Genomic DNA, 19,401 nt, shown 5'->3' with positions numbered 1-19,401 from the left:
GCGATGGATGAGCAACAAAAGGCACTTGTGGCGCAACCCCGCCCGAAAGGCGGCGAAACCGAGAAGATCACGATCAATCTCGGCCCGGTCGATCTCGGCCAGATCGACCTGCTGGTCGAGGAAGGCTTTTACTCGAACCGTACCGACCTGATCCGCACCGCGATCCGCAACCAGCTTGCGATCCACGCGCAGGCCGTCAGCGAGACCGTGACGCGGCGCGCGCTGGTGCTTGGCCTGCAGCATTTCTCCCGCCAGGACCTGGAGGTGGCGCAAGCCGCGCACCAGCGCCTGGATATCCATGTGCTGGGACTGGCCAGCATCGCATCCGATGTCACGCCCGAGCTTGCCCTCGCCACAATCGAGTCGATCGTGGTGCTGGGCGCTTTCCATGCCTCCGCCGCCGTCAAGGCCGCGCTGGCCGGCCGCATCCGCTAAGCCGCCAGGCAACGGGAAGCCTAACGCCAAAGGCACGTGGAAGGACACCAAGGACACCATGACGAAGAAGAACGAAGAATTTCTGGCTTCCATGCAGGAAGCCATGGCGCTGCTGCGCACCGCGGGGCCGCTGGAAGCCACCGAGGTCATTGCGCGCGCACTGCGCGGCAACAGCGCAGTGCCCAATGCCGGCTTCCAGCCCGCGCAAGTTGTCGAGGCGCTGCTGCCACGCCAGGCGCAGGAGAGCGCAGCGCAACCCGACGTGCGGGACACAGGCCACTTCACCGCCCGGCGCCATGCCGGACACGCCGGCCAGCGCGCCTACAAGCTCTACGTGCCCGCCGGCTTCGAGGGCCAGCGCCTGCCGCTGGTGGTGATGCTGCACGGCTGTACGCAGGACGCCGACGATTTTGCGGCGGGTACCCGCATGAATGCGCTGGCGAAGCAGCACGGTTTCCTGGTTGCCTACCCGATCCAGCCCGCGGCGGCGAACCCGTCCAAATGCTGGAACTGGTTCAATCCGGGCGACCAGCGGCGCGAGCTGGGTGAGCCGTCGCTGATCGCGGGCATCACGCGGGAAGTCATGGCCAGCCATCCGGTCGATCCCGATCGCGTGTACGTGGCCGGCTTGTCCGCCGGCGGCGCCATGGCTGCCGTGATGGTGCATGCCTATCCCGACCTGTATGCCGCGGCGGGGATTCACTCCGGCTTGCCGTATGCCAGCGCGCATGACTTGCCTTCGGCGCTCGCCGCGATGAAGGGTGGCGCGCTGGCGGGCACGCACATGGCGAAAGCGCAGGCCGCGCCGTTGCGGCCCCTGATCGTCTTCCAGGCAGACGCGGATACGACCGTGCATGTGTCCAACGCCGACCGGCTGCTGCGAGCATTCCAGCATGACGGTGAGCAGGACGGCCCGCGCCGGGGCAGGCAGAACGGGCGCGCCTTCACGCGGCGTCAGTTGAAGTCACGCGACGGCGTTGACGCTGAGTATTGGCTGCTTCATGGCGCATCGCATGCGTGGGCGGGTGGCAGTACGCATGGCTCGTACACCGATGCGAGCGGGCCCGATGCCAGCGCGGAGATGGTGCGGTTTTTCCTGGCGCATCCGTTGAATCCGTTGAAGAAGTAAGCAGTGGCACGGGCGCGCAGACCTGAATGCCCTGCACGCCTCGAGCCTTCGTGCGCGCCGCCAGTGCTTGCGCAAACTCCAGCGACAGGCGACGACGCCTTTACCCCGCCACCTGGTAGTTGCCGCGCAGCTCGGTGACGTCGCAGTTGTGGCCCTCGCCGCCGCGGTCCACCACCAGGAAGCGCGCCGTGCCTTGCGTGACGATCAGCGAGTGATGCCAGGCGCCGCGCTTGTAGTTCACGCCTTGCCTGCCGTTGGTGACGAACACGCGGATGGCCGATTCGTCGATCTGGTCGCCAACGGGCGCCACGACCACGAGGAAGGCGGCCTCGTCCAGGGGCACGAAGGCCTGGCTGCCCAGCGGGTGCCGCTCCATGGCGCGGATGCCGAGCGGCAGCGCATAAGGCTGCGCGTCGAAGAAGCTGATCAGCGCCCGGCCGCCCTGCGTGCCGACATCGACGCTGGCAAGGTCGTCATAGCGCAGCGTCATGCCGCCATTGATCACCATCGGCGCGCGCCCCTCGCTTTCGATGACATCGCCAAACGGGGCGAATGCGGCTACGGTCAGTGGCTCCACCTGCAGGCACACCGGCGCTTGGGATGGCAGTGGGGGCTGGATCGCCGTCTCGTCGGGAGCAGACACGTTTTTCCTCTTGTCATGGGTAAGAAGTGGCCGGGGAAGGCGCCTGGCCAATCTCCGTGGATCAACTGGTAATACCAGTGGTGCCAGTATCCGATTGTCAATGAGCGGCGTCAAGGCGCTTGTATTACAGGGTTTACGCCGCTTTCCTTGGGGAAATGCCGTGACGTATCCTTCGCCATCTCCAAGAAAACAGACTGGTAATACCAGTTGAGATAACGAGCCGAGCCACCCGAGGAGGAAACCGCCGTGTCCCTGACCACCGCCCCATCGCTAGCCCCCGAGCCCGCCGCCGCCCACGCGGCGGCGCGGGAAAACGCCGTCTACCGCAAGGTGGCGTGGCGCCTACTGCCGTTCCTGATGCTCTGTTATGTCGTGGCCTACCTGGACCGCGTCAACGTGGGGTTTGCCAAGCTGCATATGCTTGGCGACCTGCAGTTCAGCGAGTCCGCCTACGGGCTGGGCGCCGGCCTGTTCTTCATCGGGTACTTCTTCTTCGAAGTGCCGAGCAATGTGCTGATGCACCGCATCGGCGCCAAGGCGACCATTTCGCGCATCATGATCATGTGGAGCGTGATTTCGGCGGCGATGGTGTTCGTGCAGACCACCACGCAGTTCTACGTGCTGCGCTTCCTGCTCGGCGCGGCCGAGGCGGGCTTTTACCCCGGCATGATCCTGTACCTGACCTACTGGTTCCCGTCGCACCGCCGCGCGCGCATGGTGGCGCTGTTCATGTGCGCGATCCCGGTGTCGGGCATCTTTGGCGGCCCGCTCTCCGGCTTCATCATGGAGTCCATGCAGGGCGTGGCGGGGCTGCGCGGCTGGCAATGGATGTTCCTGATCGAAGCGCTGCCTTCGCTGCTGGTCGGCGTTGCCGTGCTGGCCTACCTGGACAACAGCATCCGCTCGGCGCGCTGGCTCACGCAGAGCGAGAAGGACCTGCTGGAGCGCAACATCGCCAACGAGAACGCCACCAAAGGCGGGCACATGACCATGCGGCAGCTGTTCTCGGACCGCCGCATCATCAAGATGGCCTGCATCTGCTTTTGCACGGTGATGGGCCAGTACGGACTGACGTTCTGGCTGCCGTCCCTGATCCGGCAGGCCGGCGTGAGCGGCGCGCTGCATATCGGCTTGCTGACGGCCATCCCGTTCTCCTTCGCCGTGTGTTCGATGATCCTGGTCAGCCGCAGCTCCGACCGCATGCGCGAACGCCGCTGGCACCTGATCGTGCCGTTTTGCTGCGGCGCCGCCGGCCTGGCGCTGAGCGCGATCTTCAGCGACAACGTGGTGCTCTCGCTCGCCGCGCTGGCGCTCGCTGCGGGCGGCAGCCTGGCCACGTCGCCGTTGTTCTGGAGCCTGCCGACCGCGCTGCTGTCCGGTGCGGGCGCCGCTGCCGGCATCGCCATGATCAACTCGTTCGCCAACCTGGCGGGTTTTGTCAGCCCTTATATGATCGGCCTGATCAAGGATGCGACGCAGAGCACCAACCTGGCCATGTTCGTGCTGGCTGGCGTGCTGCTTTGCGGCGCGGCGCTGACCTATACGGTGCCGGCGCGGCTGGTGAACAAGTAAGTCGGGCAGGTATGCGATGGCGCTGCCCGGGGCGTGCTCCGGGCGGGCCGTCGAGTACAATTTGCCGTCGATCCGGCGGCCAAGCGCCGGCCCCCCATCTTTCACGATCCCGCGCCGGACTTCATCGCACCTAATGGTCACAGCTACCGCCATCTCCGCCAACGCCGCGAACCTGATCCGCGAGTGGATCGAGGGCGGCAAGTACCCGGCCGGCTCGCTGTTGCCCTCGCAGCGCGACCTGTCGGAGCAGCTCGGCATCAGCCGCACCTCGCTGCGCGAGGCGTTGTCCACGCTGCAGGGGCTCGGGCTGGTGGTCTCGCGCCCCGGCAAGGGCGTGTACGTGGCCGCCGACGCTGGCGACGGCACGCCGCCGCCATGGCGTTTCTCCAAATCGCATTCGCTGACCGATATCTACCAGTTGCGCTTCGCGCTGGAGGGCTTCACCGTGGGACTGGCCGCGGCGGCGCTGCTGCCGGAAGACATCGACGCCCTGCGCGAGAACACCGAGGCCATGCGGGTGTGCATCGACGCGTCCGACTTCACGCAGGCCGCCCGGCTGGACTTTGATTTTCATATGCGCATCATCGCGATCGCCGGCAACCGCGCCATCGCCGATATCCTGCGCAACAGCACTGACGTCATGCAGGAAAGCCAGCGTTTGCCGTTCTACCAGCGCGGCAGCCGCCTTGCCACCTACACCGAGCATTGCGCCATCATCGACGCCTTGGCCGCGGGCGACGCCAGCCTGGCCCAGCGCGCCATGTCGGATCACATCGTCCGGGCGGCCCAGCGCGCGGGCGTGCATTTCCCCGCGGGCAGCCGCGCGGGCGACGGGGTGGCGCCGGGCCATCGCCCCGGCTGAGCGGGCCTGGCGCACGGAGCCGGTAAAGGCATCCAGGATTTCTCCTAAAGTTTCCGCGCGCATCGCCGTTATCCAGACGACGAAGCAGGCGTAGTCCACATAAAAGGGGAGATGCAGCAATGATGTCATTTGCCAACCTGACCATCCGTACGCGCCTTGGCGTGGGATTCGCGGTGGTTTTGCTCTTGATGGCCGCGGCAATCGCGGCCGCGCTGGACCGCTTACCCGGAGCCGGCGGCGGTGACGCGCAGCAAGCCATCGATGGCGCGCGTACCTTGATGTTTACCCTATGGCTTGTCGCGCTTCTGGTGGGCGCCGCCTTTACCTACGGCATTGCGCGCAGCATCGCCGAGCCGCTAGGCGAGGCTGTCTATATCGCCGAGACCGTGGCCTCCGGCGACCTCAGCAAGGAATTCGAAACCGAGCGCAAGGGCGAGTTCGGCCGCTTGCTGGCCGGCATGGGCGAGATGGAGGACATGCTCACGGACCTGGTGACCCGCATCAAGGAATCGACCGATTCCATCACCGATGCCTCCAGGCAGATCGCCGCCGGCAATGCCGACCTCTCGCAGCGCACGGAGGAGCAGGCCTCGGCGCTGCAGGAAACCGCATCGAGCATGGGCGAGCTGACCGCCATGGTCAGGCAGAACACCGAGCGCGCGCACGCGGCCAATGAGCTGGCGGCCAACGCCTCGCACATTGCGCAGCGCGGCGGTGCCGTGGTGGGCGAGGTGGTGGAAACCATGCAGGCGATCAGCGCCAGTTCCAAGAAAGTCGTCGACATCATCGACGTGATCGAGGGCATCGCGTTCCAGACCAATATCCTGGCGCTCAACGCTGCCGTGGAAGCGGCGCGCGCGGGCGAGCAAGGGCGTGGCTTTGCCGTGGTGGCCGGCGAGGTGCGCACGCTGGCGCAGCGCAGCGCCGCGGCGGCCAAGGAAATCCGCGGCCTGATCGGCGACTCGGTTGAGCAGGTGCGCAACGGCTCCGCGCGGGTGGAGCATGCCGGCCAGACCATGCGCGAGATCGTGACGGCGTCCGGCCAGGTCACCACCATCCTGGGCGAGATTTCGGTGGCATCGGCGCAGCAGAGCGGCGGCATCGAGCAGGTCAATCAAGCCGTGATGCAAATGGATGCGGTCACGCAGCAGAATGCCGCGCTGGTGGAACAAGCCGCCGCCGCCGCATCGGCCCTGGCGGAACAGGCGCACCAGTTGCAGAACGCGGTGGGCGAGTTCAAGCTGGAAGCCACCCCCGACGACGACGCCCCTGGGCAACATCGCTTTGCCGGCACACTGCAGGGCGCGCACGCCTGACCGCTGGCGGCAGGCCTTGTGATGCGGGCGCGGCTTGCATGCCGCGTCCTGGTCAAATCGGGTTGTATTTCTTACACGGATGGTGGGCATTTGCCGCCATGGTGTTCTTGCCAGTCTCCCTGCGCACTCCATTTTTCCTCCGCGCAAGCAGGATGCGTGCCTGATTTGGCATCGGCGCGGATTACCACATGGTCGCGCCAAATGGGGCGATTGTGGATGTGGGCGGACGGCGCTAGAACGTTCTTCCCTGCCTGATCCGGCCTCATGCGATCCGGCGGCCGGATTCCGGGTGCGCGCAGGGCATGGATCGATCGCATTCCATGACGACGCGCAACGTCAACGCAATCGGCGTCGTCTAAACTCAATCGGGATACAAGCCTGGAGCCGGCCACGATGGCGGCTCCGGGTGCAGGCTGCGCGCACATTGAACCGACGTGTCTGTTACTTTGTTTCTTGCCGTGGCGTGGCCTGCGTCCGGGCTGGTATCCGGCGAGCGCCGTCATGGGCGCGCCGATGGTTGACGGACGGTGGCTTGCGTGGTCGCACAAGGCGCGACCCTGTCCGGTTTGTCCCCCACAGAAAAAAAGAGGATTAAAGATGTCAACTCGTCGTCATTTCTTGAAAGGCATTCCTATCATCGCGGCGGCCGGCGCGCTGGGTGTTTCCCTGCCAGCCCGGGCACAGGGAAGCGGCCCGATGGTGGATGAAAAGGACCCGCAGGCGGTCGGCCTTGGCTACAAGGCGGATTCGTCGAAGGTGGACAAGGCCAAGTACCCGAAGCACGACGCCAGCCAGCATTGCGGCAACTGCCAGCTCTTCCAAGGCAAGGCGGCGGACGCAAGCGGCGGCTGCCCGCTGTTCGCCGGCAAGCAGGTCGCGACCAAGGGCTGGTGCAGTGCGTGGGTGAAGAAAGCGTGAAAAATGCTTGAAGAAGGCTTGATGCAGCTTGATGCAGGTTGATGGCGGCTTGATGCCGGCTTGATGCCGTGAAGGCGGCGCTCGCGCGTTTGGGCGCGTGCGCCGCCTTTTTTCGTTCAGGCATCGATCGGCCACTTGGGCCGGTGAATGTGCCGATAGGGCAGGGAACGCAAATCGAGCGAGACCGAGCCTGGCGCGTCCGCATAGATGACATGGCGCGCAATCCGCGAGAACGCGGTGTGGAAGTGCTGCGCGGACTTGACGACGATCAGCGTCTTTTCGGGCAGACGGCAGCCGAGCTGCGTGAAGACATCGGTGTCCAGCGCCTGCGCGCGCCGCGTGATCAGCACGATCTCGATGCCATCCGCCTCCACCAGCGCCGCGTTGCCCACCGCCGCCGGCGCGCCCGACAGCCCAGTCATGATCATGTCCGGGACCAGCGCCTTCACGGTGCAAGCCAGGTCGATGGGCGCGCCGGACATCGGGCTGACCTTGCCGCCGATGCGCAGCGCCAGGCGCGCGCCCACGCCGGCACTAAAGGCAATACGCACAGCGATGGGATCCCACAGGGGGCCCACCGCCACGTTGCCGATGCCCCGCTCGCGCAAGCGATGCAGCAGGAACGTGGCATCGCCCGCCGCGCCGCCGCCGGGGTTGTCGGCCGCATCCGCGATCACCACGGGCGCGCCGCCCGGCGCCTTGGCCAACGCCAGCGCCTGGTCGATGGCCGCATCCGGGCCAGGGTAAGCGGGCGTCAGGGTCTCGCGCATGCGGATCAGCTCGTCGGCCAGGCGCCGCGCCAGCCGGCGCGCGGCTGCGCCGTCGCCATCCGCGTACACCAGCAGCTTGGTGCCCATGTCCGGCACGTCGCCCCAAGGGAAGCCATGTGCCACGGAGACCGAGAGGATGCCATCGCGTCCCTCCAGTGCGATCAGCCGGTCGACATAGCTGCGTGCCGGCTCCTGGTTGGTCCGGATGGTGACGACCATCGCGCAGTCGGCCACCGCCGCCACGGGGGCGATGTGTCCCGCCACCTGCGCCGCGCATAGGTCGACCAGCTCCAGCGCTCGCTCGCGGATATCGGTGTGCGGATATTCCTTGTAGGCCACCAGGATGTCGGCATGCGCCACCATGTCATCCGACAGGTGGCAGTGCGGGTCCAGCTCGGCGCCGATCACCACGCCGGGGCCAACCAACGCGCGCACGCGGGTGAGCAGGTCGCCCTCGCAGTCCGCGTAGCCATCGGCCACCATGGCGCCGTGCAGGCCCAACACCACCATGTCGACGGGCAGCGCCCGCCGCAGGTCGCCGAGCAGCTCATCGCGCAGTGCCTCATAGGCGTGGCGCGTGGTGACGCCGCCAGGCTGCGCGCCCGCGGCCATGCCCTCGATCACCACCCAGCCGCGCGCGCGGCCGCGTTCGCGCGCGGCCCACAGCGGGCCGCTGAACACGGTCATCTCCGGCGGGTGCGTGCCTGCGGGAAAGTAGCCGCGGTCGACGAACGCATCGAGCGCGGTCGGCAGCGGGGCGAAGGTGTTGGTCTCGGTGGCCAGCGAGCCGGTAAAAACGCGCATGATCCGCCGGCCTAGTCCGCGGTGGCGCCAGAGGCCTTGACCACCGCGCCCCATTTGGTGATTTCCGAGCCGACAAACTGGCGCAGCGCCTCAGGCGTGCCGCCGCCCGGCGTCGCCACCATCGCGGCGAGCTTCTCGCGGGTCTCCTTCTCGGCCATGATCGCGTTGACTTCCTTGTTCAGCGTATCGACGACGTTGCCCGGCGTGCCAGCGGGCAGGAAGAGCGCATACCACGACACCACTTCATAGCCCTTCAACCCGCCCGCATCCACGGTGGGGATCTCCGGCGCGAAGGGCTGCGGGCTGGCGCTGGTCACGGCCAGCGCGCGCAGCTTGCCGCTCTTGATCAGCGGCATGACCGACGGCGCCGTATCGAACATCACCTGCACCTGGCCCGCCATCAGGTCGGTCAGCGCCGGTGCGCTGCCCTTGTACTGCACGTGCTCCATCTGGATGCCCGCCATCATCTTGAACAACTCCGCCGACAGCCGCGTGGACGAGCCCGCGCCGGACGAGGCGAAAAAGATGCCCTTGGGATGCGCTTTGGCATAGCTGATGAACTCCGCCACCGTCATGGCCGGCACCGACGGGTTCACCGCCATGATGTTCGGGAAGCGCGTGAGCAGCACCACCGGCGCGAAGTCCTTCTGGAAGTCGAACGGCAGCTTCTTGTACAGCGAGACATTGATGGTGCTGGCATTGGAGCCTAGCAGGATGGTGTAGCCATCATTGGGCGAGCGCGCCACGCCGGCCGCCGCGATATTGCTGGCCGCGCCAGGACGGTTCTCGACCACGAAGCTCTGCCCGAGCCGTTCCGACAGCCGGTTGGCCACCAGCCGCGCCACGGCATCGGAGGAGCCGCCGGGCGCGTAACCGACCACGATCTTCACGGGTTTGACCGGGTAGGCGGGGTCTTGCGGCGCCGCGCCCGCGGTCTGGTGACAGAGCACGCCCAAGGTTGCGGCTGCCAGGATTGAAGCGAAGGGTTTCATGCTTTGTTTGCTCGAAGGGGATCGTGGTCGCGGATTTGCCGCCCGCACATTATTCGCAATTCCAGTCGTCCGAATCAATGTAAGCTTGCCGGGAAATTGTTGCCTATTTGGCAACGATTTGCTGAATTTGAGACAGTCAGGAAACGTGAAACAGGAACGGAACATGGAAGGCGGACTAAGCGCGCGGCGCCTGCAGTATTTCTTCGAAGCGGTCAACACAGGGTCGGTGCGCGGCGCGGCCGAGCGCCTTGGCGTGGAGCCGTCGATCGTCAGCCGGCAGATCCAGCTGCTGGAGACTGAGCTAGGCGTGGCGCTGCTGGAGCGCAAAGGCCGGGGCATCGTGCCCACGGAGGTGGCCGCGATCGTGATGGACCATTGCCGCGACCGCCAGGCCAGCGAACAAGCGCTGATGGCCCGGCTCGATGAAGTGAACGGCCTGCAGCGCGGGGATATCCAGCTGGTGGCCAGCGAGGGCTTTGTCGATATCCTGATGAGCGGGGTGGTGGACGCGTTCTGCCGGCAATATCCCGGCATCCGCGTCTCGCTCAAGGTGGCGGGCGCCTCCGACGCCGTGCGCGCGGTGGCGCACGACGACGCGCATATCGGCGTCGTGTTCGGCGCGCCCGCGGACCCCGCCGTTCGCGTGGTCACGGCGCGCACGCATCCGCTCTGCGTGATCGCCTGGCCCGACCATCCGCTCGCGCGGCAGCGCAAACGGCCCGCCTTGAAGGACGTGGCGCGCTATCCGGTGGCGCTGATGGCGCCGGGATTCGGCTTGCGCCAGCTGATCCAGATGGCCGAGATGTCCGAGAACATCGTTCTCACGCCCAGCTTTGTCGCCAACTCCATCCTCACGCTCAAGCGCTATGTCGAGTGCCGCCTTGGCCTGACCTTCACCTCCTCGAATTCCGTGGTGAAGGAAGTCGCCAGGGGCGAGCTGGTGGCGCTGCGCACCACCAATCCCATCTTCGAGGCCGCGCAGTCGCGCCTGATCGTCAGGGCCAACCGGCCGCTGTCCAGCGCGGCACGCGGCATGCTTGAGCGCATCGAAGCGTCGCCGTTGTTTTGTGGCGGGCAATGAGGGCCAGCGGGCTTGCCCGGCGCCAGGCGGGAGATGCCGGGCGCCGCGAAAGCGCGGCGCTTGTGAATGTCTGGTCCGGGCAGGCGAACGAAGAGAACACCTTGTGCCACTCCCGGCTTTCCCGCTTGAGATTGACCGCATCGAACGTGCGCTGGGCGATCCGCTCGAAGCCCGGCTGGCTGCTCGCAGGCATGGCAGCGGCTTAGCCCGGCATGGATGCCTGGGACAGGCTCGCCGTGGCTGGCGCCGCGGCGAGCCGTGCCGCGCGGCAAAGCGCGGTGGCTGTCGCAAGGCCCTGCGCCACGACGGCCATTGGCCGGTACAGCGCCGTGGCCAGCACCGAAGCCATGCGCTCTTGCGTCAACGGGCCAAATGCGGCAAGGCACCTCTCCAGCGGCGGGGACGTCTCGGCGGCGATCAGGAATGCCAGGATTTCCGTGCCGGCCTCGCCCAGGCCGGCGGCTTGCGCCAGGGCCGTGGCGCGGGGCCAGGCCGGATACGCGGTGATGTAGGCGGGGTCGGCAGCGTAGCGGACGGCTTGTGCGATATCCGGGTCTTGCGCCGCCAATTGCACCCGCCGAGGATCTTGCGCTAGCTCCGCGCGCCGCAGCAGCCGTCGTATCCAATGGCAGACCACGGCGGGAGGCGGCATGTCATTCGTCATATCGGCGCTGGGTGCGGCAGGGAGCATCGGGGTTCCGCTTTGTTGGTTTGTATGTGGGTTTGCTTGTTTTCAGTGGGCCAGTTCCACCCGGCGTTCCGCCTGGCGCCCAAGCCGCACGCTGTGGTCGTGCAGCGTGGCCTTCATGCGCCTGAGCGAAGCCGTCAGCGCGTGGCGTTCCTCTGTGCTGAAGGGGGCCACGGAGACGGAGTGGAGCGCCTTCAACCCTTTCCAGACGCGGTCCACCTTAGGCTCGGCCCACGCGGGAATCAACGGCCGGCCGGCGGGATCGTATGCGATCCAGCCGTCGGCATGCAAGGCGTCCAGCAGGCTTTCCGAGTGCGCCGCGGATATCAGCAACTGGCCCAGGTAAGGCTCATGGCGAACGAACTCTTCCTGGCGGATAGCGCGCAGCAAGATCCATTTCGGATAGTCGAGTCCAGCATCGCACAGAGTCTGGTCCAGCACGCGCTGCCATTCGCGCACGCTGTCCATCAAGGCAAGAAGTACGGATTCCGTCGGTTCGAGAGCCTTAGGCTGCATTGCTTTATCTCCTGTCTTTCGGGCTTGCCGCCAGACCAGGGGCCGGTGCTTGGCCGGCCCGGGCGGCGCAGGGGATGCGGCGGGCGTCGCCTGCCTTGATTTCCTGCGGAGCAGACATTAGCAGACAACCTCTGCCATGGCGAAGTGTCCCTGCGGGTCAACGGGTCTGATAGTGCATTACGCGGCGCAAACCAAGGGAAAATCCCGAGCGGCTTGTCCGGTGCGCATCACGCCGGCGTTCGCGCCGTGAACTTCGGTGCGGCTGCGGGCCGGCGTTGTTTTACAGTTCGATGACAAGGCCCGGATTGAAACCCGGGTTTTCGAGCTTGCCTTCCCGTGCGTAGCCGCGCGGGTTGCACACCACGCGGGTGGCGCCCAGGCGATAGTCGAAGCTGTCATGGGTGTGTCCGTGCACCCAGAGCGCAGGCTGCCATGCCGCGATTTCCTGGCGCAGGTCGGAGACGAAGCTGGCGTTGAGGTGCGAGCCGGCGAACTTGGGGCTGATGCTCAGCGGTGACGGCGCGAAGTGCGTGATGACCACGGTCTGGCCGTCGTGGGGCGCCTGGAACCGCTGCGCCAGCCAGGCTACCGAGTCCCTGAACAGCGCCTGCGACGTGGCAGGCGTGAAGCGCTCGTCGAAATCCGGCGCAACGCGGATGCGGGAGAAGTCGCGCATCAGTGACTGGGCGTCGCGCAGGCCATCCTCGCGCTGCTGCGGGGAGGCGAACAAGCGGTAGTCGGACCACAGCGTGCAGCCGAGAAAGCGCACGCCACGGTAATGCCATTCCGAGCGCTCCAGCACCTGTACCTGCGTGCCGGCCGCGCCGGCGCGCAGGGCGTCCATGCTGGTGGCCAGGTCGCTGCCGTAGAACTCGTGGTTGCCAGCCACGTACAGGGTGGGCAGGGTGGCGGCCGCGGCCCATGCCATGGCTTCCCGGGGGCGCCAGATGTCGCCAGCCAGTATCATCACGTCGACATCGGGATTCGGAAAGTCCATCGGATAGACCGAAAGATGCAGGTCCGAAACCAAGCCAATTTTCATGCGTCTCTCCTTGGGGGGATCTGGCGATGCCAATCCCGGCACCATGCCTGAATTGCAATCCATCACCATCAATGTCCGCGGGGGCCCATAGAGTAATGCTACAGCCGGATTCGCGATCTTCACCGGACGTTCCCGCGCTGGCAGGCACGGTGGGGCGCTACTGCGAAGCCCGGCCCTGGGCTGAGCTCCAGCCGCACTTTCAGTGCGTGTGGACCAGCGTCTTGCCAGCTGACCACGCCGGTGCGATCGCCGTCGTGCCGGACGGCTGCGTGGATGTGCTCTGGCGCGCGGGCCGGCTGCTGGTGGTCGGGCCTGACATCACCGCAGCCCGGCCGGACCTGGCGCCCGGCGCGGCGGTGCTGGGTGCGCGCTTTCAACCGGGCGCGGCGCTGCCCTGGCTGGGCCTGCCCATGTCGGAGATTGTCGGGAGGCAGGTCGAGCTGGCCGAGCTGTGGGGCGCGCGTGGGCGGGAATTTGCCGGGAGGATGGAGGAGGCCGCGGCTACAGGGCGCGAGGTGGACGTATTCCAGAGCCAGTTGGCACAGATGGCGTTGAGCGTCGACGCCCCGAGCCGCGAGGCGGCAGCCATTTTCGCGCTGGTGCAGGCCAATGCCGGCATGGCGGGCGAGACGATTCCCCTGCTCCTGCGCCGGCTGGGCCTTGGCGAGCGCACGCTGCGGCGCCGCAGCGTCGAGCATTTCGGCTATGGCGCGAAGACACTGGAGCGGATCCTGCGGTTCCAGCGTGCGTTGTCGCTGGCGCGGGACTCGACGCAGCGGGCAGGCAACGGCGCAGGCAGGGCGGACAGGTCTGATTTTGGGTTGGCCGCGCTCGCGGCGGATGCGGGCTACGCCGACCAGGCCCACCTGAGCCGGGAGATCCAGTCGCTGTGCGGCATGACGGCGTCGGCCCTGCTGCGCCAGTTGCGCGCGCCAAAGGCTTGATTGGCCGTTTTGTTCAAGCCTTGCCGCGGCATCCGGGTGAAAATGGTGTTCCTTATCCATCACCAGGGAGTTCGCCATGGGCACCAGAGGCCAGGACCGGCAGATCGACAACATCGAGTTCAATGTCAGCGACATCGCGCGCAGCAAGGCGTTCTATGGCGCAGCCTTCGGCTGGACCTTTACCGACTACGGCCCCGCCTACTGCGAGTTCAGCGATGGCCGGCTGACCGGTGGCTTCACCACCGGCGAAGCGGTTCGCCCCGGCGGGCCGCTCGTGATCCTGTACGCGGATGATCTGGCGCTGGCGCAGCGGGGTGTGGAAGCTGCCGGCGGCACCGTGGTCCGGGCGGTCTTCTCGTTCCCGGGCGGGCGGCGTTTCCACTTCCGCGACCCGGACGGCTACGAGCTGGCGGTGTGGTCGGCGGCATAGCGCAGGCGCGTCGCCAGGCGCCGCCTTAGCCATCATCCTGGTCAGTTGCCTATCCGCCGGCGACGCCGTCGCCTGCAGATATTCGCGTTATCCCGTATTGTGTCGGCTTGCCATGCCCTCTCTCGCATCGGGAGGGTGAGCCATGGCGCATGTATCAAACAATCGGGCAGGGCGCCGGCGCATCGCGCGGCTTCCCGGGCGCGGCGGTAACTGGCAAAGACAGTGTCGAACACAGCAGAATCCAATCTCCCCCCTCGCGTGGCGGACGCGCCCATGACGCCGCTGGAGCGCCGCGGCATGGCTGCCATCCTGGTGGCGGTCTCACTCGCTACGCTCGATACGGCAATCGCCAACACCGCACTTCCCAACATCGCGGCCTCGCTGCATGCCACCCCGGCGGCATCGGTCTGGGTCATCAACGCCTACCAGCTCGCCATGGTGGCCACGCTGCTGCCGTTCGCGGCGCTGGGCGGCATCGTCGGGCACCGGCGCGTGTATCTCGGCGGCCTGATGCTGTTCATCGCCGCATCGGTAGTCTGCGCGCTTTCCTGGTCGCTGCCCACGCTGGTTGCAGCCCGGTTGCTGCAGGGCGTGGGCGCCAGCGCCATCATGAGCGTGAACGCGGCGCTGATCAGCGCGATCTTTCCACCGCACCGGCTCGGGCGTGGCGTCGGGCTCAATGCGCTGGTGGTTGGCGTGTCGTTTGCGGTGGGGCCCACGGTGGCCTCGATCATCCTGTCGCTGGGGCCGTGGCCGTGGCTGTTTGCCGTGAACCTGCCGATCGGCTTGCTGGCGCTCTACATCGCCTGGCCCGCGCTGCCCCGGACGATGCGCGGCGCGCACCGCTTTGACCGCGTCGCCGCGGGGCTCAACGTGGTGATGTTCGCCTCGCTGATCTTCGCGCTGGGCGAGGGCGCGCAACGCGCGCCGCTGGGGCAGTCGCTGGCGGCGCTGGCCTTGTTCCTGGTGGCGTTCGTGCTGATGCTGCGCCGCGAGCGCGGCCATCCCGCGCCGATGCTGCCCGTCGATTTGCTCAAGCGGCCCATGTTCGCGCTATCGACCATGACCGCGATCTGCTCGTTCGCCGCGCAGGGGCTGGCCTTCGTGTCGCTGCCGTTCTACTTCGAGAGCGTGCTGGGGCGCAGCCCGATCGAGACGGGTTTCCTGATGACGCCGTGGTCGGCGGTGGTGGCGCTGATGGCGCCGCTGGCCGGGCGGCTGTCCGACCGCTATGCGCCCGGTTTGCTCGGCGGCGTGGGGCTGGCGGTGATGTGCATGGGCATGGCGTCGCTGGCGCTGCTGCCGGCGCATCCCAGCGCCCTGGATATCGGCATCCGCATGGCGATTTGCGGCGCGGGATTCGGCTTCTTCCAGTCGCCCAACCTCAAGGCGCTGATGTCGAGCGCGCCGCGCGAGCGCGCCGGCGGCGCCAGTGGCGTGATTGCCACCGCGCGCCTGCTCGGCCAGGCAACCGGTGCGGCGCTGGTCGCGCTTAGCTTCGGCGTTGCGGGCCGCTACGGCCCCACCCTGGCGCTGGCGATCGGCGCGGGCTTCGCGGGCGTGGCCAGTATCGCCAGCGGGCTGCGCCTGATCACGCGTGAGGCGGGCGCGGCTGCGCTGCAGCCCACGGGCAAGTGACCGGCAGCCGGTAGTTCAGCGGCGCCGTCGTTGCCGTTGCTGCCTCAAAAGCCCACCGGCGCGTGTGGCACGTAGGGCGCCTCCAGCGCGGCGATTTCCTCGGCGGTGAGGCCGAGCGAGAGCGCTGCCACGGCATCCTCGATATGGTGGGGCTTGGATGCCCCAATGATCGGCGAGGTGATCTCCCGCTTCTGCGACAACCACGCCAGCGCCACCTGGGCAGGCGGTACGCCGCGCGCCTGCGCAATGGCGTGCACCTGTTCCACCACCACACGGTCCGACGCCTCGGTATCGCGGTACAGCGTCTTGCCAAACGTGTCGCTCTCCTCGCGGGCGCTGCCGGCATGCCACGGCCGGGTCAGGCGGCCGCGCGCCAGCGGGCTCCACGGCATCACCGCGATGCCCTCGGCGGCGCACAGCGGCAGCATCTCGCGCTCCTCTTCGCGGTTCAGCAGGTTCACATGGTCCTGCATGCTGGCGAACTGCGTCCAGCCGTGCAGGCGCGAGGTGTAGATGGCCTTCGAAAACTGCCAGGCATACATCGAGGACGCGCCGATATAGCGCGCCTTGCCCGCCTTGACCACATCGTGCAGCGCTTCGAGGGTTTCCTCGATGGGCGTATGCGGATCCCAGCGGTGGATCTGGTACAGGTCGACGTAGTCGGTGCCCAGGCGGCGCAGGCTGTTGTCGATCTCGGCCAGGATGGCGCGGCGCGACAGGCCGGCCCCGTTCGGGCCGGGGCGCATGCGGCCGTGGACCTTGGTGGCGATCACCACGTCGTCGCGGCTGGCGAAGTCTTTCAGCGCGCGGCCGACGATTTCCTCGGAGGTGCCGTCGGAATAGACGTTGGCGGTATCGAAGAAGTTGATGCCGGCCTCGATCGCCTGCCGGATCAGCGGGCGGCTGGCTTGCTCGCCAAGCGTCCAGGGGTGGTTGCCGCGCTCGGGCACGCCGTAGGTCATGCAGCCCAGGCACAGCCGGGAGACTTTCAGTCCCGTCGCGCCAAACCTTACATAGTCCATCTTGCCTCTCCTTGAATGCGTCGCTGCCGTCGATGCCGGGCGGTGGGCCCGCGGCGGACTCCGGCATGGTATGCCAATTCCAGCGAAGACGACGGTGCTCAGGGCAGCACGTAGCCGCCATCGACGAACAAGGTGGATCTGGTCATCGGCCGAGGCGATCTTGGGCGCGGCTTCGTGCACGGCGTGGTACTGGCCCCGGAACTAGCTGCGAAATGGGCTTTCCACCGCATCGTGGCCATCGCTGTGGATGGACGCGACCTGGTAGGCGGCGCCGGGTGCGAACAGGTAATCGAGGCGGGCGATCCTGGCGAAGAACGCTGCGACCGATTCGCGCTCCGTCATATCGACCACATCCACAGCGTTCGGCGAAATAGGACGGCGACCACAGTGCGCCGCCCCAGCGTTTCTTGCGCTTGCGGCAGCGAGAGCCAGGCGTTGATTTCCGGGCGACCGTTGAAGCGTGTCGATGCCCTATCGCGGGCTAAGGGGTTGCCGGCTTGAGGTTGGGGCTTCGGCGCGCCTCGCCAAGGCGCTGCACAAAGAAGGACAGGATTTCGTCGCGCGCGGCCACTGTCGGTTCGCCAGCTTCGTCAATCAGGTGGACGGTGACGACGCTGTGCGGGCAAGGCACGTGCTGGGCAAAGAAGGCAGGGGCATCGGGGTTGGCGGCACTGTCTGGCAGCGCGCGTCCCACGAACCGCTCGCCAAGGGCCTCGGCATAGGCGGCAAAGCGTTCTGCCCTGCAAAACCGATCGCCTTCAAATCGATACGCCAGCACCGTGAGATCCTCCCGCTCGAGCCGCTCGCGTACCGCGGCGAGCTCCCGGGGCGCCATTTCGATGCCGCCCGGATCCTCCAACGGCAACGAAGGCTGGCAGATCACCGGCGCGAGCATCGCCGGCTCCAGCATCATCGACAGTGCGAAGTTGCCGGTGAAACACATGCCGATGGCGCCGACGCCGGGGCCGCCGCACTCCTGGTGCGCCTGCTTTGCCAGCGCCCTCAGCCACTGTGTCACCGGGCTCGATTGATTGGCAGCAAATGCGCGAAACTCCGCGCTAACGCAGGCGCGGCGAAAGACCGCAGCACCTGCCTCGGCGTCCGGCACGGCGCCGTCGCGGCCGAAGAGCGACGGCATGTAGACCGTCAAGCCCGCATCGCGTACCCACCGGGCAAAGCGTGCGACGTGCGGGCTGATGCCCGGCATCTCCGTCATGACGATCACGGCTGGCCCTGTGCCGGCCACGTGGACCACCTTGGCCACGCCGTCGAGCGTGATCGTGCGGTGCGTGAAATCGTCAAGGCGGTCTTCTTCCTTCATGCTGCGTTTCACCATGGCGTCGTCTCCCGTGCGCTGGATGGTCAGGCCGCATCGGCCAGATGCTGCAGGTGCCCGTAGCCGGCCACCTTCGCGAAGCGAGGCAACTGCCATACATCCCCATTGACCCCCCAGGTGCCGTCCGGCACATCGTGGAGCTTCACCGAGGTGGCCAGCCGCCGCTGGTCGCCGGCTGGCTGTGCCTGCTGGAAGGCATCGTGCATCAACCGCACGTACAACGCCCTGGCCGGCGCATCCAGCACGCCAGCGGGCACATGGACCGTCGCGAGGCAGGGCAGCACCTGCGATGACATGTCGACGCCGCCGCACGTCCACAGGCCGGCCTGCGCTTCTTCGATCACGACCCAGATCGCGAAGCGCTTGTGCGGGTCGTCGGGCATGCACTCCGCCATGGCGGCGGCGTCGCTGATGCGGCGGGCGTTACCCCCAGCCAATATCGAACGGCGGGTAAAGGGCCTTGACGCGGGGCGTCATCGGCGACCATTCAATGGCGCAGGTGATGTGGCGCATCCTCGTCGCCGTCTTCGGGGCCTAGGGTCGCCGCAGGCGCCCAGGTGTCGATGGAAAGCGCCGCGTCGATCGCAGCCAATTGGCGGAGCGTTTGCGGCGAGACGTGGACGCCGACGTTTTCGATATCCCCCTCGCAGAACAGAAAGCACAGAATGTAGCCATCGCTGCCGAGCGCCACACGGATGTGCTGATACATGGGGGAGATCTTCTCTATCGGCGACATGATGTGCTCATCCGCTGAAAATCCCTCGATCTCGTCGCGGGAAGTCATTTTCAGGACCGAGTGAGGAACGACGCCCAGCGCTCGGAGTTCCCCTTTCCGAGAATAGTCATAGGTGCTGAGCCCTAGGGTGTCGGCAAGCGCCTCGGGATCGAATTGATCGCCATAGAAACAAAGGCTCGCATACATTCTGGTTAGCATTTTTCCCGTTCCGTGCGTGCAATGTCTTGAGACTGTCTCGTCATGGCTTGATCTCCGGCGCAGCCTGGTGCTCTCGCTGGACGCAATCATGGGTGCCACTTCCGATCCTGGATTCGCTACTTGGGTTCAACGCCGGAGAACAGTGAGTGTCCGCAGGATCTCGTGAGACATCGGCACCGGGCCGCGGCCGGCATTCACTCTTTATCGGTTGGGGAGATTGTACAAAGAACTGCGCGAATAAAGATGGTGCGCGCGGATGGGCCAGCGGGAAGTCGGGGCCCGGATACGCGCGTCGGCTTGCTGGCTGTCCGTTCGTGGCTCCCCCGCCG

At 66.8% G+C, this 19,401-nt stretch carries 21 protein-coding genes; 10 read left to right on the top strand and 11 right to left on the bottom strand.

Annotated elements, in window-relative coordinates; translation table 11 throughout:
• Window positions 1–3: 3 nt before the first annotated feature.
• On the top strand, window positions 4–435 hold the full coding sequence (locus tag AC1RWI_RS10990; protein ID WP_492866320.1) for a CopG family transcriptional regulator: 432 nt from the start codon (window positions 4–6) through the stop codon (window positions 433–435).
• Window positions 436–493: 58 nt separating this feature from the next.
• Window positions 494–1,564 carry an extracellular catalytic domain type 1 short-chain-length polyhydroxyalkanoate depolymerase gene (locus AC1RWI_RS10985; protein WP_492866318.1) on the top strand — a complete coding sequence of 357 codons (1,071 nt, stop codon included), beginning with the start codon at window positions 494–496 and terminating at the stop codon, window positions 1,562–1,564.
• Window positions 1,565–1,664: 100 nt separating this feature from the next.
• On the opposite strand, the gene AC1RWI_RS10980 is transcribed toward AC1RWI_RS10985, so the two are convergent.
• On the bottom strand, window positions 1,665–2,207 hold the full coding sequence (locus AC1RWI_RS10980; RefSeq protein ID WP_082055117.1) for an ureidoglycolate lyase: 543 nt from the start codon (window positions 2,205–2,207) through the stop codon (window positions 1,665–1,667).
• Between the two features lie 252 nt (window positions 2,208–2,459).
• Between AC1RWI_RS10980 and AC1RWI_RS10975 the strand changes: the two genes are divergently transcribed.
• The 4 genes from AC1RWI_RS10975 to AC1RWI_RS10960 all read left to right on the top strand — a co-directional run bounded on the left by AC1RWI_RS10975 (window position 2,460) and on the right by AC1RWI_RS10960 (window position 6,875).
• On the top strand, window positions 2,460–3,779 hold the full coding sequence (locus tag AC1RWI_RS10975; RefSeq protein WP_492866369.1) for an MFS transporter: 1,320 nt from the start codon (window positions 2,460–2,462) through the stop codon (window positions 3,777–3,779).
• A 133-nt stretch (window positions 3,780–3,912) separates the two neighbouring features.
• Window positions 3,913–4,641 carry a FadR/GntR family transcriptional regulator gene (locus tag AC1RWI_RS10970; protein WP_492866316.1) on the top strand — a complete coding sequence of 243 codons (729 nt, stop codon included), beginning with the start codon at window positions 3,913–3,915 and terminating at the stop codon, window positions 4,639–4,641.
• A 119-nt stretch (window positions 4,642–4,760) separates the two neighbouring features.
• Window positions 4,761–5,957: a methyl-accepting chemotaxis protein gene (locus AC1RWI_RS10965; RefSeq protein ID WP_492866314.1), complete on the top strand. Its 1,197-nt coding sequence runs from the start codon at window positions 4,761–4,763 to the stop codon at window positions 5,955–5,957.
• A 597-nt stretch (window positions 5,958–6,554) separates the two neighbouring features.
• Window positions 6,555–6,875 carry a high-potential iron-sulfur protein gene (locus AC1RWI_RS10960; RefSeq protein ID WP_043354321.1) on the top strand — a complete coding sequence of 107 codons (321 nt, stop codon included), beginning with the start codon at window positions 6,555–6,557 and terminating at the stop codon, window positions 6,873–6,875.
• 116 nt (window positions 6,876–6,991) lie between these two features.
• Here the strand turns inward: AC1RWI_RS10960 and AC1RWI_RS10955 are convergent, their stop codons facing one another.
• Window positions 6,992–8,449, bottom strand: coding sequence for a M81 family metallopeptidase (locus tag AC1RWI_RS10955; protein ID WP_492866312.1), 1,458 nt, complete (start codon window positions 8,447–8,449; stop codon window positions 6,992–6,994).
• 11 nt (window positions 8,450–8,460) lie between these two features.
• On the bottom strand, window positions 8,461–9,441 hold the full coding sequence (locus AC1RWI_RS10950) for a tripartite tricarboxylate transporter substrate binding protein (RefSeq protein ID WP_492866310.1): 981 nt from the start codon (window positions 9,439–9,441) through the stop codon (window positions 8,461–8,463).
• 163 nt (window positions 9,442–9,604) lie between these two features.
• Here AC1RWI_RS10950 and AC1RWI_RS10945 point away from each other — a divergent pair, with 163 nt between their 5' ends.
• Entirely contained in the window at window positions 9,605–10,522 is a 918-nt protein-coding gene (locus tag AC1RWI_RS10945; protein WP_043354324.1) for a LysR family transcriptional regulator, read from the top strand.
• A gap of 202 nt (window positions 10,523–10,724) precedes the next feature.
• Here the strand turns inward: AC1RWI_RS10945 and AC1RWI_RS10940 are convergent, their stop codons facing one another.
• The 3 genes from AC1RWI_RS10940 to AC1RWI_RS10930 all read right to left on the bottom strand — a co-directional run bounded on the left by AC1RWI_RS10940 (window position 10,725) and on the right by AC1RWI_RS10930 (window position 12,768).
• Window positions 10,725–11,174 (bottom strand): hypothetical protein, encoded by a 450-nt coding sequence (locus AC1RWI_RS10940; RefSeq protein ID WP_492866308.1) that lies wholly within the window; start codon window positions 11,172–11,174, stop codon window positions 10,725–10,727.
• 81 nt (window positions 11,175–11,255) lie between these two features.
• Window positions 11,256–11,726, bottom strand: coding sequence for a MarR family transcriptional regulator (locus AC1RWI_RS10935; protein ID WP_492866306.1), 471 nt, complete (start codon window positions 11,724–11,726; stop codon window positions 11,256–11,258).
• Window positions 11,727–12,006: 280 nt separating this feature from the next.
• Complete coding sequence (locus AC1RWI_RS10930; protein WP_492866304.1) at window positions 12,007–12,768, bottom strand: metallophosphoesterase; 762 nt, start codon at window positions 12,766–12,768, stop codon at window positions 12,007–12,009.
• 149 nt (window positions 12,769–12,917) lie between these two features.
• On the opposite strand from AC1RWI_RS10930, the gene AC1RWI_RS10925 reads away from it, so the two are divergent.
• The 3 genes from AC1RWI_RS10925 (at window position 12,918) to AC1RWI_RS10915 (ending at window position 15,780) form a co-directional block, all read left to right on the top strand.
• Entirely contained in the window at window positions 12,918–13,712 is a 795-nt protein-coding gene (locus tag AC1RWI_RS10925; protein ID WP_492866367.1) for a DUF6597 domain-containing transcriptional factor, read from the top strand.
• Window positions 13,713–13,788: 76 nt separating this feature from the next.
• Complete coding sequence (locus tag AC1RWI_RS10920; RefSeq protein WP_492866302.1) at window positions 13,789–14,142, top strand: VOC family protein; 354 nt, start codon at window positions 13,789–13,791, stop codon at window positions 14,140–14,142.
• A gap of 273 nt (window positions 14,143–14,415) precedes the next feature.
• On the top strand, window positions 14,416–15,780 hold the full coding sequence (locus AC1RWI_RS10915; RefSeq protein ID WP_492866365.1) for an MFS transporter: 1,365 nt from the start codon (window positions 14,416–14,418) through the stop codon (window positions 15,778–15,780).
• A gap of 44 nt (window positions 15,781–15,824) precedes the next feature.
• Here the strand turns inward: AC1RWI_RS10915 and AC1RWI_RS10910 are convergent, their stop codons facing one another.
• The 5 genes from AC1RWI_RS10910 to AC1RWI_RS10890 form a co-directional block, all read right to left on the bottom strand.
• The gene (locus tag AC1RWI_RS10910) at window positions 15,825–16,802 is read right to left on the bottom strand and encodes an aldo/keto reductase (RefSeq protein ID WP_492866300.1); all 978 of its coding nucleotides are present in this window, start codon (window positions 16,800–16,802) and stop codon (window positions 15,825–15,827) included.
• A 201-nt stretch (window positions 16,803–17,003) separates the two neighbouring features.
• Window positions 17,004–17,144, bottom strand: coding sequence for a hypothetical protein (locus AC1RWI_RS10905; RefSeq protein ID WP_158408315.1), 141 nt, complete (start codon window positions 17,142–17,144; stop codon window positions 17,004–17,006).
• 139 nt (window positions 17,145–17,283) lie between these two features.
• Window positions 17,284–18,138: a dienelactone hydrolase family protein gene (locus AC1RWI_RS10900; protein WP_492866298.1), complete on the bottom strand. Its 855-nt coding sequence runs from the start codon at window positions 18,136–18,138 to the stop codon at window positions 17,284–17,286.
• A 26-nt stretch (window positions 18,139–18,164) separates the two neighbouring features.
• The gene (locus AC1RWI_RS10895) at window positions 18,165–18,521 is read right to left on the bottom strand and encodes a tautomerase (RefSeq protein ID WP_492866296.1); all 357 of its coding nucleotides are present in this window, start codon (window positions 18,519–18,521) and stop codon (window positions 18,165–18,167) included.
• A 104-nt stretch (window positions 18,522–18,625) separates the two neighbouring features.
• On the bottom strand, window positions 18,626–19,072 hold the full coding sequence (locus AC1RWI_RS10890) for a DUF4279 domain-containing protein (protein WP_492866294.1): 447 nt from the start codon (window positions 19,070–19,072) through the stop codon (window positions 18,626–18,628).
• Window positions 19,073–19,401: the final 329 nt, after the last annotated feature.

The organism is Cupriavidus sp. MPR-AND1C, from assembly GCF_058809705.1.
The sequence above is the reverse complement of the archived record's forward strand: the minus strand, read 5'-3'. Positions and strand labels throughout refer to the sequence as shown.